Source organism: Luteibacter sp. P1_D3 (assembly GCF_056406135.1).
In genome coordinates this window covers 139,999-155,214 of the sequence record NZ_JBFUAT010000008.1, presented here as the reverse complement: position 1 = coordinate 155,214, position 15,216 = coordinate 139,999, and the positions used below count along the sequence as shown (strand labels likewise).

Here is a 15,216-nt window from a genome sequence, read left to right as displayed (position 1 = left end):
TTCAAACCCCGGGCGGATTCGAATCGATCACCTGCACCTTGCCGCCCGTGGTCTCCGGTTGCACGCTTTCGTCGGTCGCCAACAGCACCGAACCCGGCGCCAGCAACGGCACGATCTTTTCCATGAACTCGCGCGGCACCGAGACGCGGTCGACCAGGGCTTCGTCCACGACTTTCCCGGCCTCGTCGCCGTGCCCGGGGATGCCGATGGTGATCCAGTTCGGCATTTGCAGACCGGCGCGTTGCGGCGCGTCGGGCATGTATCCGGAAGCGACGATGAAGGCGTGCGTGCCGACCAGCGGGTCCTTGACTTCTACACGACTGCGACCGATTTCGATGCCGTTGCGGAACACGATCACGCGGCTATCGGCGACGCTGAGCACCATCGAGATGGGCCCGGTGGGTGAAGCGTCCGGGTTCCAGCGATAGGGAACGCCATCGGCCAGCGGCGCAAGCGGCAGATCGCTGCCGTTGCGCGGATCGATCGGGATAACGGCGCTGGGATGGACGACGGTGACCGGCGCCGTCCCTTCTTCGGCGACGACCACGGTCATGCCCATGTTCGTCGCATCGAACAGCAGCCGTGCGAACTCGGTCGGCATGTGCACGCAGCCGTGCGATTCCGGATAGCCCGGCAGGCCGCCCGCATGCAGGGCCACGCCATCCCAGGTCAGGCGCTCCTGATAGGGCATCGGCGCATCGTCGTACTTCTTGGAGTGGTGGTCCTTGTCCTTTTGCAGGATGGTGAACACACCGGTCGGGGTCTCATGGCCCTTCTTCCCCGTGCTGACCGTGGTCACCCCGATGAGGATGCCGTTGCGATACGCATAGGCGCGCTGCTCGGTGATGCTGACGATCACCGCCATCGGGCCGGGTGAGGCGCCGCGACCACCCCATATCCACTGTCCGGGCTTCAGGTCGCCCGGGCGGGTGTCCGCGGGACTGGAGGTCTTCGCGCCCCAGACCGGAATGGGATTGGCGGCGAACGACGCCGTGGAGAGCGACACGAACAGTACGACGGCAGCGGCAACGCGTTTCATCCGGATCTCCGATGTTCCCCTTCGCGTAGAGCGTAAACCGGGAGCCGCCGCACGCGCGAGTATGGCGTTTGCGCATCCTACGGAGCGGGCAGCTCCTCCGCTTGCACGTCTTCGCCTTGCGGCTTGCGCCGGTGGCCCGCTTCGCCGGTGAGGATGCTCAGCATCGGTCCACGCGCGCCGGGTACTTTGCCCAGCGGCCCGAAGAACACATCGCGACACCAGCCGAGCAGGCTGCGATCTGACTGGAACAGGGGCGTCAGCCAACGGCTCATGCGCTGGTAGATGCGCACATGGTTGTGCCGTTCGCGCCGGTACGCCGCGAGGGCGTCGTCGAGTGCGTCGTGCTCGTCCAGGGCATCGGCGAGCGCAGCAGCGTCGAGCAGGGCCATGTTCACGCCCTGCCCCAGCTGAGGGCTCATGGCGTGGGCCGCGTCACCGATCACGACGAGTCGATCGTGATGCGGCTGGCGCAGCACGACGTCGCGATAACGTGCGCGATTGAGCTGCTCGGAATGTTCGAGATGGGCGATGTGCGGGGCCAGCTCCGGCCAGATGCCCGCCACCGTCGTCTTGATCGCCGCAACGGCGCAGTCGTCGAAGGTCTCGACTGCTTCGCCCGGCAGGCTGAAGTAGAACGTCACCCAGCGGCCTTCGTGGCCGGGCCGGGTGCCGACCGGCAGCATGCCGATCATGGCCCGCGTGCCCGCGTAACGCTGCAGCAGATGCGTGGGCGCGGCCCAGTCGTCGATGCGCAGCAGGCACCACACCGCGCCCCAGGGGTAGAGTTTTTCCCGGCTGACCTGGTTCTCGCAGCGGGAGCGCAACACCGAGTGCGCGCCGTCGGCGGCGATGGTCAGGTCGAACGGACCATGCGACGTGCCGTCGTGGTCGACGACCGAGCGGGTCGCCGCGTCGTAACCGGCGATGTACACGCCCGTGCGGACCTGCGCAGCGTCGTGGTGCGCCTCGCGCAGCAGCTCGAACAGGGCGCCACGGGTCATGCCCAGCCCGAAGCAATCGGCGCGGCGGTCGCCGTAACGCATGGCCATGACGGGTCGGCCACGGGGTGTCGCGCCGTGCAGCTCGTCGATCCGTTGGCCCAGGGCCAGGGCGCGCCCGGCAAGGCCAAGACGCTCCAGCACGGCGATGCCGGTGGGTTGCAACAGGAAACCCGCTCCGACCGGGCCCAGCGTCGGGCTTTTCTCGAAAACGGTAACGTCGTGTCCCTGTGCAGATAGCAGGATGGCACTTGCCTGTCCCGCCGTTCCGTAGCCTACGATGGCGACTTTCATCCGTGATCCTCCTCGTTGATGGAGGATAGCAAGACCGATCCAGCGGCGGCGTCCGCCGCGTGTCGAAATGCCCGCTTCCCGTTCGACGTCAAGAAGAAGCCCGTCTTCACGTTACCGATCGAGGTGCATGCGATGCCATTGAAGTTCTATGCCCATCCGTTCTCGTCGTACTGCCAGAAGGCCCTCATGGCCCTCTACGAAAACGGCACGCCCTTCGAGTGGAAGATGCTTTCGCCGGAGCAGCCGGAAAATTACGTCGAGTTCGCCGATCTCTGGCCGCTGCGACGGTTTCCCATCCTGGTCGACGGCGGGCGTACGATTACCGAGGCCAGCACCATCATCGAGTATCTCGGCCTCTACCACCCGGGCCCCGCCCCCATGCTGCCGGACGACCGCAAGGCAGCGCTGGAGGTACGCGCCATGGACCGTTTCTTCGACAACTACATCTCGACGCCCCAGCAACGGATCGTCTTCGATGTCATCCGGCCAGGCGGGCAACGCGACCCCTGCGGCGTGACCGAGTGCCGGCAGATGCTCGATACGGCGTACGCGTGGCTGGACAAGGTCATGGCGGACCGCGAATGGGCCGCCGGCGAGGACTTCAGCCTGGCCGATTGTGGCGCCGCCCCGTTCCTGTTCTACGCCGACTGGACCCACCCGATCCCCGATACGTTCACCCATGTGCACGCGTACCGGCGACGCCTGCTTGCGCGCCCCTCGTTCGCCCGCGCCGTCGACGAGGCTCGCCCCTACCGTTCGTTGTTTCCTCTCGGCGCACCCGACCGCGACTGATCCAGGAGAGCATGCATGAGCAGCCAACCGCTTACCCCCGCCAGCGAACTGGCGAGCCGTAACCCCGTCCGCATGCCGAACGAGAGCGCCGAGTACCGCTGCGCACGCAACGCGCTACTCGCCGAGGAGATCGAGCTGCGCCGGCATATCGAGCGTGTCGCCGCGTTGCGCCGTGCGCTGCCACCGGGCGGCGAAGTGCGTGGCGATTACCGCTTCGAAGGCGTCAACGGCTCGGTCGATCTCGCCGGCCTTTTCGGCGACAAGCAGACCTTGGTCGTCTACAGCTACATGTTTGGGCCGCAGCGCGAACGTCCCTGCCCGATGTGCACCTCGTTGCTCAGCGCATGGGACGGTGAGGCGCGCGATATCGAACAGAACGTGGCCCTCGCCGTGGTGGCGCGTTCGCCGCTGGCGAAGCTGCTGGCCTTCAAGAAGGAGCGCGGCTGGCAACACCTCTCGCTCTACACGGATCTCAACGGGAACTTCAGCCGCGATTACCACGCCATTGCCGACGACGGCAGCGACATTCCGGCGTTCAACGTGTTTACGCGCCGCGACGGAACGATCCGGTTGTTCTGGGCAGGCGAAATGGGCGGCGAGTCGGCGGATCCGGGACAGGATCCGCGGGGTGCTCCGGACCTGATGCCATTGTGGACCGTACTGGATTCCACACCGGAAGGGCGGAGAGCGAAGTGGTATCCGAGTCTGGATTACGCGAGGTGATCACTTGACCTGAAAGGTCGTCCAATCGGGTGCTATGACGTCACCGACCGTGTGCTTGATCAGTTCCAGCTCGTAGACGCGTCCATGGACAACGAACAGCGCCACGTCCATCGCCGCGCCGTCCGCATCTCTCACCAGGCCTTCCACAGGAAACCGATCCTTTCCGCGAAACGTCTCTTGCCCATGGTGCGGAGGGCGTTGGTAGCCATCGATGTGGAATCGCAGGATCGAGCCGTCCGGGTTAGCGCTCTCGACGAAACAGTGCTCGATATCCAGAAGCAGCTGCTGGCGCTCTTCGTCGGGGCCTACCTCCTCCGCCAGAGCCAGGAGGGCGGCGTACTCGCCTTGCGTTGGCCTTTTCATCCGATCGCGACGGAGTGCCTTCCCGATCATAGTCGTCATCATGATGGCGCATCCCACTGCCACGGTGGACGCGTAAGACACGTGGATCGGAATGGCGTGGCATATCAGCACCACCGCAACGGAGGTGACGACGGTTATCAGGACCCTGATCCCGGCACCCGGTGATCGCCCCCTGCGATCTACCCATCGATCGATCAGTCTCGAAACAGCCCAGCCCACGCACCCGAAGCCGACGAACGTTCCCGCCACGACAAAGGCGTCCGAGAGTGTAAAGGGCGGGCTCTGCGTCGCCACCACACGGAAGTGCACACCCTTCCCGCCCACGGGCAAGAGCAAAGGGAAAATGACCGCGACGCAAATGGACAGCGCGACGATGCCCACCATCCACGCCGCCCATTTCATCATGTCGAATCTCGAAACACCGTCCCTGCTCATGACATCCCCTATCGAAGGCCTGACCGACCTCGCGGACGGAACGATGCTCGACTCGCGGTGCCCTTGCAAGGGCACGCCGACAACAAGTCCATTCTGGACAATCCGTATCTCGACCGGGATGATCGGCTCATGGCCGACCTCCTTGCCCCCTACCTCCCCGTCGCCGATGCGATTGCCACCGTATTCAAGCCGCATGCCGAGGTCGTGATCCACGATCTCGGTACGGGCACGATCCGGCATATCGCCAATCGCCTCTCGCCACGGAAAGCCGGTGACGACTCGCTGGCTGATCTGAACGATCTGGGCTCGCTCGACGATGCCGTCATCGGCCCTTATCCGAAGACTAACGCGGACGGCCGCTCGCTCAAGTCCATCACGGCCGTCCTGCGCGATGGCCGTCGCAAGCCTATCGGCCTGCTTTGCATCAATGTCGACGTGAGCATGTTCGAAGCGATGCAGGCGATGTCGAAGGACTTCCTGCGTTTCGCCGACAACGCACCGCGCCCCGCCGCGTTGTTCCGCAACGACTGGCGCGAGGAGGTGAACGATATCGTCGGCCAGTTCCTCGGCGACCGCGGCACGACGCTCGCCAGCATGGGCGTCGTCGATCGCGAAGCGCTTGTCACCCTGCTCGAAGAACGCGGCCTGTTCGATGTACGCCATGCGGCGACCTACATCACGCAGCTACTCGGCCTCTCGCGCGCGACCTTGTACAAGACGCTCAAGGCCGTGCGCGAGGCGGGCTAGCCGCCCCGTCAGGCGGCCTCACCCTCCAACACGAAATACGCCATTTCCTGTCGCAGGATTTCCGCGCTCTCGCGCATCGCACGGCTGGCCGAGGCCGCCTGTTCCACCAGCACGGCGTTCTCCCGCGTGGTCTCGTCGATGCCGTGGATGGCGCCGTTGACGCGCGCGATGCCATCACTCTGGCCACGGGTGGCCTCCATCACCGAGCCGACCAGACCGGACAACTCATTCACCTGCTCGCCGATACCGGTGAGCACGACACCGGCGCGATCGACGGACGCGGCGCCCGCCTCCACGGCTTCATCGCTATCGGCGATCAGGCCGCGGATGTCCTTGGCCGCCGCCGCACAACGTTTGGCCAGCTCGCGCACTTCCGAGGCGACGACCGCGAAGCCACGACCATGCTCGCCGGCACGTGCGGCTTCGACCGCCGCGTTGAGGGCAAGCAGGTTGGTCTGGAAGGCGAACTGGTCGACGGTGTCGAGCACTTCGGTCATACGCTCGGTGTGACGGCGGATCTCGCGCATGTTGCCGATGGCGTCCATGGCGACGCGGTGCCCTTCGTCAGTCATCAAACGGGTCTGCGCCACGGCACGGTGGGCCGCGCTCGCATGGCTCAGGCCACCGGCGACAGCACCCGTCATGTCCTCCATCGAGGCCGAGGTGGCACGCAGGTGCTCCGATTGGGTGCGTGTGCGGTCGTTCAGGGCATCGTTGCCGTGTTCGATGCCGCTAGCAGCATGGGCCACGTGATCGGCGCGATCGCGCACCTGCACGACGACGTTGCCGAGCTGCGCGTCCATGGCAGCCAGGGAGGTCAGCAGGGCGCCGATCTCGTCGCTTCTTCCGCTGTCGATGCGGGCACCCAACGTCCCGCGCGCGATGTTTGCCGCCACCTCGGCGGCCTGGCGAAGGCGACGACCCAGTGAGCGGATGATCGTGAGGTCGACCACACTGGCCAGGAGCAAGGCGATAGCGAGCAGGATGGCCGAGGCGATGCCGCCACGACGAATGTCGACGTGTTGCGCTTCGGCTTCGGCCTTGCCGCCGTCCAGCGCGAGCGTGAACAGATTGGCGAAGTCGCTCTTCAGCGGCACCACGGCGGACTGCACATCGTTCGAGAGCTGCAGCTGGGCGAGATCGTATTGCTCGGCCTTGAGCAACTCGATGACGTCGTCCACGGCTTTATCCGCCGCCTTGCGGTGTTCAGCGGCGAGGGCGACGCCCTTGCTCTGCGCCTTGCCCAGTCCGCTGGCGGTAAGCGCCTTCCATTGCTTGTCGATGTCGTGGCGATCGCTGCCGATGGCGGTGACGGCATCGTCGACCGAGGACGGCAGGCGGGTCAGGGTGGCATGCACGAGTGCGTCGAGGAGGTCGTTGTAGTCGTTCTGGATGCGGCCGACATTGGCGACGGGGGCCAGGGTTTCGTCGACCACGGATTGCAGCCGCTGGTCGGCGGTGCGTAGTTGCAGGCCGCCGACGATCCAGAGGGCGAGGAGAAGAAAGATAGTGGCACCCATGCGCAGCAGTAAACGAACGCGCAGGGTCAGCACGGGCAACTCGATTCGGGGAAATCGCATGACGTACTCAGGGGGCGGGGATGCCTCCCTGTCGGCCGCATATTCGGCAACTTTAGCGTTATTTTTTGCGGATTATGCTTTTATTTCAGTGGCTTGAATTTATCGTTACACGACAGCCGGATGTTGCGCTTCGTAAGTCACCGTATGCAGGCCGCTGCCTGTGTTCTTGGCCACGCGCTTGGCCGACGCGGCTAGGCTCGCCACGGTCTCCGGATCGACCGGGTAGGCATCGACGAAGCACGCCACGCCGACGGCCACCGTGGTGATGGGGAAGAAGCGCTGGTGCCCGTGGCGATCCTCGCTGTCGATGCCACCGCGGGCACGGTCGATCTCGTCGAACAGGTTCCCGCTCATCGCGTTGAAACGCAGCCGCATGCCTTCGCAGCGCGCAGCCCAGTCGTCGCCCTGGAAGATGACGAGAAAGTCGTCGCCCCCGATATGACCGACGAAGTCGGCGTCCTGACGCAGATCCCCGGTAAGCGTGCTGGCCAGCAGGCGGATCATTTCATCACCGCGGAAGTAGCCGTACTGGTCGTTGAAGGGCTTGAAGTTGTCGAGGTCGAAGTACGCCGCGGCAAACGGACGACCGGTCTGCAGCAAGCGCACGATGTGTTCGGTGACAGGCAGGTTGCCCGGAAGGAAGGTGAGCGGATTGGCATAGCGTGCCGCTTCCACCCGAATCTCGGTCACCCGGCGCACCAGTGCTTCGCCCGTGCCGAGCCCGAGGTAACGACCATGCGAGGTGATGATGAAGCCGTCACTGAGGTAGCGTTGGTCTTCGCCGCGCAGGATATCGGCCATGCTTTGCAGCGACATCTCTTCGTCGCAGAGCAGTGGTTCGGGATGCATGAAACTGGTACACGGCTTCCGTCCGAACAGCTCGCGTGCGAAGGGCTGCGCCATTCGCTCGGTGAACGTGCGTCGATTGACGATACCGATGGGCAGGCCCTGCTCGACGACGGCGATCGCGTGCAAACGCGGCTGGCCGGCGAACAGGTCCACCACGTCTTCATTCGATTGCGTCGGCGAAACGCAGGGTGCGTCGATCAGCATGTGGCCCGCCGTGAACGGCCGCGCCGATACCGGCCCACGTGGTCGCGGGGGCACCGGCACCTGGGTGACGGACAACGCGGCGATGACATTCGCGGGCGCCTCGATCGTCGAGCCCGCGGAGGGCCGCGCGACCAGGAAGCCCTGGGCGTAAGGGATACCGAGCTCACGAAGCATGAGCAGGTCCGCTTCTTCCTCGACGCCTTCACCGACCAGCTCGGCGCCCAGCGTTTCCGCCACCGAGATCAGCGCGCGCACGATCGCCAGACGCTCCGCGCTGTGCGCCAGGCCATTGATGAGGTAACGGTCGATCTTGACGATCTCCGGATGCACTTCGTTCCACATCTCGAAGTTCGAGTGGCCGTTGCCGAAGTCGTCCAGCGCCACGCGGATGCCTCTCGCCCGGAGGAAGCCGAGCGAGTGCGCCAGCCGTGCAGGATTCTCGACGATGTCGCGCTCGGTGATTTCGATGGTCACCCGACCGAGATCGAAGCCGGGAATGGAGAGGGCATCGAGAACGTCCTCGGCACGCACGCCGTCCTGCATGATCGCCTGCGCACTGAGATTTACCAGCAGCCGCCCGGTGAGCGCACGCGCGGCAAAATGGGTGGCGACGCAATGCGCCGCGGCGAGCTCGAATTCGCCAAGACGTCCACGCGCCCGCGCCAGATCGAGCAAGTCGGGCGGCGTCAGGTTGAAGTGCGGCAAGGACGAACGAATCAGCCCCTCATGCGCCACCACTTCGCCGGTATCCACGCGAATCACCGGCTGGAAGACCGCCGTCAACGAGTCTCCCGCGAGGGCCTGCTCGATCAACGACGGTTCGCGACCGCCGGTAGGAGTGTTCATGGGCATCGTCATCGGAGGGCCGGGGAACTGCGAGGGGTAACGGCCGAGCGCAACGATACTTTAGAAAATCCTTTTGCAATCAGTTATTTCTGTTTTGTTACACCAAACGTTACGCGTCGTCGTCGGCGGCGTAAGCGACGTCACGTTGCGCGCGGAGCTCATCCAGTCGCGCGCTGAGGCCCGCATCGACATGCGCGTAAGCATCGCCGCCCAGAGTCAGGCGACGCGGCATGACGGTCGCGTCGATCGTTTCGATCATCGAGTCGACCATCTTCGCCGGATTGCCGCGCAGCGTGAACGCGCCGGAGTCGATGCCGCGACGCAGTTCCCCGGCCGGCGTGTCGTCGTAGATCGCCATGGGTTCGGGGCGGACAAGACCCTTGCCGAAGTCCGTTTTCGACGGGCCCGGCTCGACGATGAGGAACTCGATGCCGAAGGACGTCACTTCCTGCAGCACGGATTCGACGAAGCCCTCGATACCCCACTTCGACGCGTGATAGAGGCTGAAGTTGGGATAGGCGATCTGGCCGCCTTCCGAGGATACCTGCACGATGCGACCGCCACCTTGGTCGCGCAACTTCGGGATGGCGGCGCGAATGACCTGGATAGAACCGATCAGGTTGGTCTTGAGCAGGTGACGGATCTGCTCGTCGGTGACCTCTTCCGCCGTGCCGAACAGGCCGTAGCCGGCGTTGTTGACGACGACATCGATGCGCCCCAGGGCGGCGAACGCGGCATCGACGCTGCGCCGGATGGATGCCGTATCGGTCAGGTCCATCGTCGTGATCCACAGGCGATCGCCGTGGGTCGCCTTGAGATCGTCGAGGGCGCCGGGTTGGCGCAGCGTGGCCGCGACGCGATCACCGCGAGCGAGCAGCTTCTCGGTCAGGAGACGGCCGAAGCCGGAGGACGTGCCAGTGATAAACCAGGTGGTGTTCATGCGCTGCCTCATGGAGTTCGCCACGAAACGCGGCGGGTCACGAGGAAAGCTAGGGCCGAAGGCGCGACAAGACTATCCGCCAGATCGCGGATGAATCGATGCACGAGACAGGACAATCCCGGGACGGCAGGATCAGGCTTCGACGAGCACCTGACTGTCGAGGTTCCAGCGGTCGACCACATAGGCGCCACCGGCCACCATGAGCGGCGTGTACGCGCAGTTGCCGTGGCGATAGCTGGCGTAGTCGCCGCCGTCGCGCAGGGCGCCAAGCAGGGCCGTGAGGCAATGGCCATGGGTGATGACGGCGACGCTTCGGTACGGCAGCGCGCAAACGGCCTCGAGCGCGGGAAGAGCGCGCTGTGCGACCTCGTGCAAGGATTCGCTGCCGCCGGCCGCGGCGAGCGGATCGTGACCACGAACGACCGCGGCCCATTGGGGATCCTCGACGAGGGCCTCGGCAACGAAGCGTCCTTCCAGTTCGCCGAAGGCCCTTTCGACGAAGCGTTCGTCGACACTCACTGCGCAGCCGATGATCTCCGCGACCACCTGGGCGGTGTGCATGGCGCGACCGAGCGTCGATGAGACGACATGCTCGACGCCGCGTGCGGCGAGCGTGCGGCCGAGGGCGCGTGCCTGCTCGATGCCGGCCGCCGTGAGCGGGCTATCGGCACGGCCCTGCGCGCGGCCCGCGATGTTCCATTCCGTCTCGCCGTGGCGGGCGAGGATCAGGTGTTCGAGCATCGCGTGGGGTCCGTGCAGGGGTGGGGAGCTGCGTAGTTTAGTCCCTTCAACGGAGCTGGCTGTCCTTGCTGCCACGGCGGTTGTATCCGCTGAAGCTGGCTTCCTCGCGATCGGCCTCTTCCTGGCAGGGCACGCACAGGCGCACGCCAGGCACGGCGTTGCGGCGTGCTTCGGGAATCGGCTTGTCGCACGCCTCGCAGCGCTCGAGGCTCGGCCCCTTGGGCAGGTGGCTGCGTGCCCGCTTCACCGCGTCGTCGATGGTCGCGTCGATCTGGTCCTGCACGGCGGTATCGCCCGCCCATCCGGTTGCCATGGATCACCTCCCGGTGGCTTGCCTCAAGCTCCCGACATGGTGGCAAGTCCTTGGTTTTAAAGGGCGTGCCGTGCTCGGTAGGAGCCGATTCATCGGCGATGCTCTCGTCAGCCCGGAGACGCCCGCACAAAGTCCACGAACGCCTTGAGCACCGCAGGCAACTGTCGCCGCCCCGGGTAATAGAGAAACAACCCCGGGTGATACTGACACCAGTCTTCGAGAACGCGCACCAGACGTCCCGCCGCGATATCGTCTTCCACGGCTTTCTCGAACACGAAAGCGAGGCCGGCGCCATCCAGCGCCGCCTGCGCACAAAGGCTCATCTCGCGCAGGATCAGCGGGCCGTCCACGTGGATCTCCAGCTCGATGCCGCCGCGTTCGAAATCCCAGTGGTACATCGCGCCGCTGGGAAAGCGTTGTCAGATGCACGGCAGGCCACGCAGGTCCTCGGGCGTGACGGGTTTGCCGTACCTCGCGAATACCTCGGGCGTCGCCACCACGGCCGAGCGCATGCGCGGCACCAATGGCACGGCGATCATGTCGCCTTCGATGCGTTCGCCRAAACGCACGCCCACGTCGAAGCCCTCCGACACCACATCGATCAGCGCGTCGTCACTGACGATCTCCACTTCGACGTCCGGGTGGGCGGCGATGAAGCGGGTCACCAGGGGCATGACCGCGAGCCGCGCAGCGATAAGGCCGACGCTGATGCGCAGCTTGCCGGCCACCCGACCCTGCGAAGCATTGAGGTCGTCGAGGGCGTCGTCGATGTCGCGAAACGCCGGACCGATCCTGCCGACGAGGCGCTCGCCAGCCTCGGTCAGGGCCACGCTGCGCGTGGTGCGATTGAGCAGCCGGACGCCGAGGCGTTCTTCGATACCGCGAATGGTGTGGCTCAGCGCCGAGGGCGAGACGCCGAGGTCCACAGCCGCCCGGCTGAAGCTGAGTTGCCGTGCCACGGCGAGAAAGCTCATGAGGTCGGCTGGCTTGATGCCACGCATTATTGAATGCTCCTCATAAACCCATGCGATTCTTTTGGGATTATCACATGAAAGCCGTCGGCCCAGACTCTCTCCACGCACTCACCCCACCCGCTAGGAGAAGTCATCATGCGTACCTGGTTCATTACCGGCGCCGGCCGTGGTTTTGGCGCCCTGATTGTTGAAGAAGCCCTTTCGCGCGGTGACAACGTCGTCGCTACCACCCGCGATCCCTCCGAGCTGATCGCACGCTATGCGGATCAGCCTCGCCTGCTGGCCCTGCCGCTCGACGTGACGGACGAACAACAGGCCCACGCGGCCGCCGCCGAGGCCGTGCGCCGCTTCGGCCGGATCGATGTGCTGGTCAACAACGCCGGCTATGGCCTGCTCTCCGCCGTGGAAGAAGCCAGCGCCGAGGAGATCGTCAATCAGTACCGGACCAACGTCTTCGGTGTGTTGGCGGTGACCCGGGCCGTCCTTCCGCACATGCGTCGTCAGCGCGCCGGCCATGTGATGAACATCTCGTCCATCGGCGGTTACAGCGCCTACCAGGGCTGGGGTGTTTATGGTTCGACCAAGTTCGCCATCGAAGGCATCACCGAAGCGATGGCCATGGAGCTGAAACCGCTCGGCATCCACGCGACGGTGGTGGAGCCGGGCTTCTTCCGCACCGACTTCCTCGACGAGCGCTCGCTGCATCGCTCGGCGAACGTGATCGAGGATTACGATGAAACCGTGGGTGCGATGCGCCGCCTCGCGACCGATGTGAACCACGCACAGCCGGGCAATCCCGCGATGTTGGCCAAGGCGCTGATGGTGCTGGCCGATGCCGAGCAGCCGCCGGTCAGGCTGCCGCTGGGAAGCGATACGGTGGCGCGTATCGAGGCGAAGAATCGCCTGGTCGCCGAGGAGTTGGCGCAGTGGAGGGAGCTGGCGTTGTCGACCGATTTTTGATTCGTCGAGAGCGATCGCCGATGAATCGGCTCCTACCGAGCGGGGTGCGCCTTGCCTGGTAGGAGCCGATTTATCGGCGATGCCGGCGTCAGCCGGCGCGGGGTTCGTCGTAGATACCGAACTCGGTAATGCCCGGTTGCTTACCGACAACGCTCAAGCGCACGCGACTCGCCGTGGTCCGCGGCACTTCATGAAACTGATAGTGCGCGGGCTTCACACCGGCAACGACCTCCACCCATGCGCCGTCGCGCTCCACCTCCACCTTGTAGCTCGCGATACGGCTCGTCTCGCTGTACTCCTCGGCGCCGAGCGGCTCGACGATCGACAGTGTGTTGAACGACACCGGCTGTTCGAAGCGCACCTCGATCCAGGCGTCGGTCTTGCCACGATCGGCCAGCCAGTAACTGCGGAAGTTGTCGTCGAAGGCCTGGTCCGGACCGACGGCCTCATCGCTGGCGCTGGCCCACGCGGGCTTGCCGGCGGCGAGGTCCGGCGTGGTGATGGTCACCGAGCGTCCGATCGTCGGTGCGGGTCCGCTATTCTTCCACAGCGTGCCGATCTCGGCGAGACGGGCTACCGCGTTGTCGTCGAAACGGCCGTCGCGGTTCGGCGCCACGTTGAGGATCAGGTTGCAGTGGTTGTCGTTGAACGGTCGCAGCCAGTCGTCGACGATGGTTCGTGCCGACGCCAGTTCCGAGGTCGGATACGCCTTCTTCCAGAACCAGTCGCTCTGCAAGGTCGTGCCCGATTGCGAAGGCACGGGACTGTTCGGCGGGATCTTCTGGCCCGCGTGCTGCTCGTACTGCTTGATGTCGGTGTAGTAGAGCGCCGTGCCCGGGTAGCTGCCGGCATTGTGGTCGGTGACCAGGCAGTCGGGCTGCAAGGTCTTCACCAGGTCGTAGATCTCGCGGTACGGAAGCTCGGCATAGGAGATGCGCGACCAGGCCGCATTCCAGCCGTCGAGGATCAGCGCGGTTAGCGGACCGTACTGAGTCAGGATCTCGGTGAGCTGCGCCTTGATCAGCGCGATCTTCTCCGGCGTGACCGTGCGCGCGCGGATATCGGCGCGCAGGTCGAGAATGGAGAAGTACAGGCAGACCTTCAGGCCCGCCTTGCGGAACGAATCGACGTAACGCCGAACCACGTCATGCGGATACGACGACTGCATGATGTTGGCACTGCCGGTTTTTGTCGGCCAGAGGCAGAAGCCGTCGTGATGCTTGGTGGTAAAGCACGCGTAGCCCATGTTCGCCGACTTCGCCGCCCTCGCCCACTGGTCCGTGTCGAGATGCTTCGGATCGAAGAGCTTCGGTGACAGCGTTGGGTCGCCCCATTCGCGTTCTTCGAAGGTGGCCATGTTCAAGTGGATGAACATACCGAAGCGAAGGTCGAGAAAGGCTTGTTGCAAGGCCTGGAGCCGTTGCGGATCGACCGCGACATGCCCGCCCGCAGGCTTGGGCGATGGCTTTGGCGCCGCCGGGCCCGATGCGGCCAAGGCCTGCGTGGCGGACCACGTTCCACTTCCGATGACGCTGGCTATCGCCAGCGTCTTGGCAAATTCACGTCGATTCAACGGCCGCACTCCGCATGGGATGACGACCGACTTTCGCTGGCATCGCCGTGGCTGTCAAACGGCAACGGGATATTCCGTGACGTTCAGCGGAATAATTGCACCGCGATCAGGACCAGGAAAAAGATCAGGACCAGAAGCACCGCGTACAGCACCCAGAAGATGCCCTTGGGCGCGTCTTCGATGACGCCGGTGCGCTGCCAGTTGGCGATGCGGGTCAGCTGCCCCTGCAGATACCAGGTCGTGAAGAAGAACAGCGTCACCCCGCCGATATCCATGGGCAGGCCGCGTTCGATGCCGAAACGCTTCAGCGACGAGGACATCGAGAAGTAGCCCGCGTAGATGAATACGATGTCGACCAGTTGCAAGCCATAACCCAGCGCCGTGTAGCGATTGCCGAGTCCCGCGGCAAAGCCACACGCGATTCCGATGATGAAGTACGTCGTCGCACTGCTACGCGGGTCGATCTTCTTCACCCACGTCGACTGCACGAACAGCCAGACAAGAACGAAGATGCCCAGCGTCAGCACGCTGAGCAAGGCGACCCAACCCCAGTGCAGCGAGGGTGCGACAGGCACATCATCACGCGGGGCGACGGCGACCGGTGCGCGCGGCGTCAGCCCCGGCGGCGGCGCTTCGAACGACGGTGGCTCACCGACCGTGTCGGCCACCGGGTTCTCACGCAGGAAGGTTTCCAGCGGCAGCCACTCCATCATGCCTTCGCGCCAGCAGAGCGTGCCGCTGTCGAGGATGCCCTGCTGCTGCCAGCGTTTGACGGTTGCGCCGGTGTACGGCCCGAACCGTTGGCCGTTCAGGCCAAGCCAGATCTGTGCGTCTTCCAATCGCCT

General features: G+C 64.9%; 14 protein-coding genes and 1 pseudogene. 4 read left to right on the top strand and 11 right to left on the bottom strand.

Going from position 1 to position 15,216, the window contains the following annotated elements:
- Nucleotide 1 precedes the first annotated feature (1 nt).
- Both AC1DYM_RS07870 and AC1DYM_RS07865 read right to left on the bottom strand, forming a co-directional pair.
- The gene (locus AC1DYM_RS07870; RefSeq protein WP_477337420.1) at nt 2–1,039 is read right to left on the bottom strand and encodes a L,D-transpeptidase; all 1,038 of its coding nucleotides are present in this window, start codon (nt 1,037–1,039) and stop codon (nt 2–4) included.
- 77 nt (nt 1,040–1,116) lie between these two features.
- Nucleotides 1,117–2,331, bottom strand: coding sequence for an FAD-dependent oxidoreductase (locus AC1DYM_RS07865; RefSeq protein ID WP_477337419.1), 1,215 nt, complete (start codon nt 2,329–2,331; stop codon nt 1,117–1,119).
- 18 nt (nt 2,332–2,349) lie between these two features.
- On the opposite strand from AC1DYM_RS07865, the gene AC1DYM_RS07860 reads away from it, so the two are divergent.
- Together AC1DYM_RS07860 and AC1DYM_RS07855 are read left to right on the top strand one after the other, a co-directional pair.
- Nucleotides 2,350–3,123 carry a glutathione S-transferase family protein gene (locus tag AC1DYM_RS07860; RefSeq protein WP_477337418.1) on the top strand — a complete coding sequence of 258 codons (774 nt, stop codon included), beginning with the start codon at nt 2,350–2,352 and terminating at the stop codon, nt 3,121–3,123.
- 15 nt (nt 3,124–3,138) lie between these two features.
- Nucleotides 3,139–3,846, top strand: a complete 708-nt coding sequence (locus tag AC1DYM_RS07855; RefSeq protein ID WP_477337417.1) for a DUF899 family protein — start codon at nt 3,139–3,141, stop codon at nt 3,844–3,846.
- On the opposite strand, the gene AC1DYM_RS07850 is transcribed toward AC1DYM_RS07855, so the two are convergent.
- Nucleotides 3,847–4,644, bottom strand: coding sequence for a hypothetical protein (locus AC1DYM_RS07850; protein WP_477337416.1), 798 nt, complete (start codon nt 4,642–4,644; stop codon nt 3,847–3,849). It lies immediately after the preceding gene.
- A gap of 129 nt (nt 4,645–4,773) precedes the next feature.
- On the opposite strand from AC1DYM_RS07850, the gene AC1DYM_RS07845 reads away from it, so the two are divergent.
- Entirely contained in the window at nt 4,774–5,391 is a 618-nt protein-coding gene (locus AC1DYM_RS07845) for a helix-turn-helix transcriptional regulator (RefSeq protein ID WP_477337415.1), read from the top strand.
- Between the two features lie 8 nt (nt 5,392–5,399).
- On the opposite strand, the gene AC1DYM_RS07840 is transcribed toward AC1DYM_RS07845, so the two are convergent.
- The 6 genes and pseudogenes from AC1DYM_RS07840 to AC1DYM_RS07815 form a co-directional block, all read right to left on the bottom strand.
- Nucleotides 5,400–6,971, bottom strand: coding sequence for a methyl-accepting chemotaxis protein (locus tag AC1DYM_RS07840; RefSeq protein WP_477337414.1), 1,572 nt, complete (start codon nt 6,969–6,971; stop codon nt 5,400–5,402).
- 105 nt (nt 6,972–7,076) lie between these two features.
- Nucleotides 7,077–8,870: a GGDEF domain-containing protein gene (locus tag AC1DYM_RS07835; protein ID WP_477337413.1), complete on the bottom strand. Its 1,794-nt coding sequence runs from the start codon at nt 8,868–8,870 to the stop codon at nt 7,077–7,079.
- Nucleotides 8,871–8,979: 109 nt separating this feature from the next.
- A complete protein-coding gene (locus AC1DYM_RS07830; RefSeq protein WP_477337412.1) occupies nt 8,980–9,810 on the bottom strand; it encodes an SDR family oxidoreductase in 831 nt (276 codons plus the stop codon).
- A 132-nt stretch (nt 9,811–9,942) separates the two neighbouring features.
- Nucleotides 9,943–10,551 (bottom strand): histidine phosphatase family protein, encoded by a 609-nt coding sequence (locus AC1DYM_RS07825; protein ID WP_477337411.1) that lies wholly within the window; start codon nt 10,549–10,551, stop codon nt 9,943–9,945.
- Between the two features lie 46 nt (nt 10,552–10,597).
- Nucleotides 10,598–10,864, bottom strand: a complete 267-nt coding sequence (locus tag AC1DYM_RS07820) for a DksA/TraR family C4-type zinc finger protein (protein WP_477337410.1) — start codon at nt 10,862–10,864, stop codon at nt 10,598–10,600.
- A gap of 107 nt (nt 10,865–10,971) precedes the next feature.
- Nucleotides 10,972–11,838, bottom strand: a pseudogene (locus tag AC1DYM_RS07815) (LysR family transcriptional regulator).
- A gap of 135 nt (nt 11,839–11,973) precedes the next feature.
- On the opposite strand from AC1DYM_RS07815, the gene AC1DYM_RS07810 reads away from it, so the two are divergent.
- The gene (locus AC1DYM_RS07810; protein ID WP_477337409.1) at nt 11,974–12,798 is read left to right on the top strand and encodes an oxidoreductase; all 825 of its coding nucleotides are present in this window, start codon (nt 11,974–11,976) and stop codon (nt 12,796–12,798) included.
- An 88-nt stretch (nt 12,799–12,886) separates the two neighbouring features.
- On the opposite strand, the gene AC1DYM_RS07805 is transcribed toward AC1DYM_RS07810, so the two are convergent.
- Both AC1DYM_RS07805 and AC1DYM_RS07800 read right to left on the bottom strand, forming a co-directional pair.
- Nucleotides 12,887–14,371, bottom strand: a complete 1,485-nt coding sequence (locus AC1DYM_RS07805; RefSeq protein WP_477337408.1) for an alpha-L-fucosidase — start codon at nt 14,369–14,371, stop codon at nt 12,887–12,889.
- A gap of 83 nt (nt 14,372–14,454) precedes the next feature.
- Nucleotides 14,455–15,210: a DUF4339 domain-containing protein gene (locus AC1DYM_RS07800; protein WP_477337407.1), complete on the bottom strand. Its 756-nt coding sequence runs from the start codon at nt 15,208–15,210 to the stop codon at nt 14,455–14,457.
- Between the last annotated feature and the right edge of the window lie 6 nt (nt 15,211–15,216).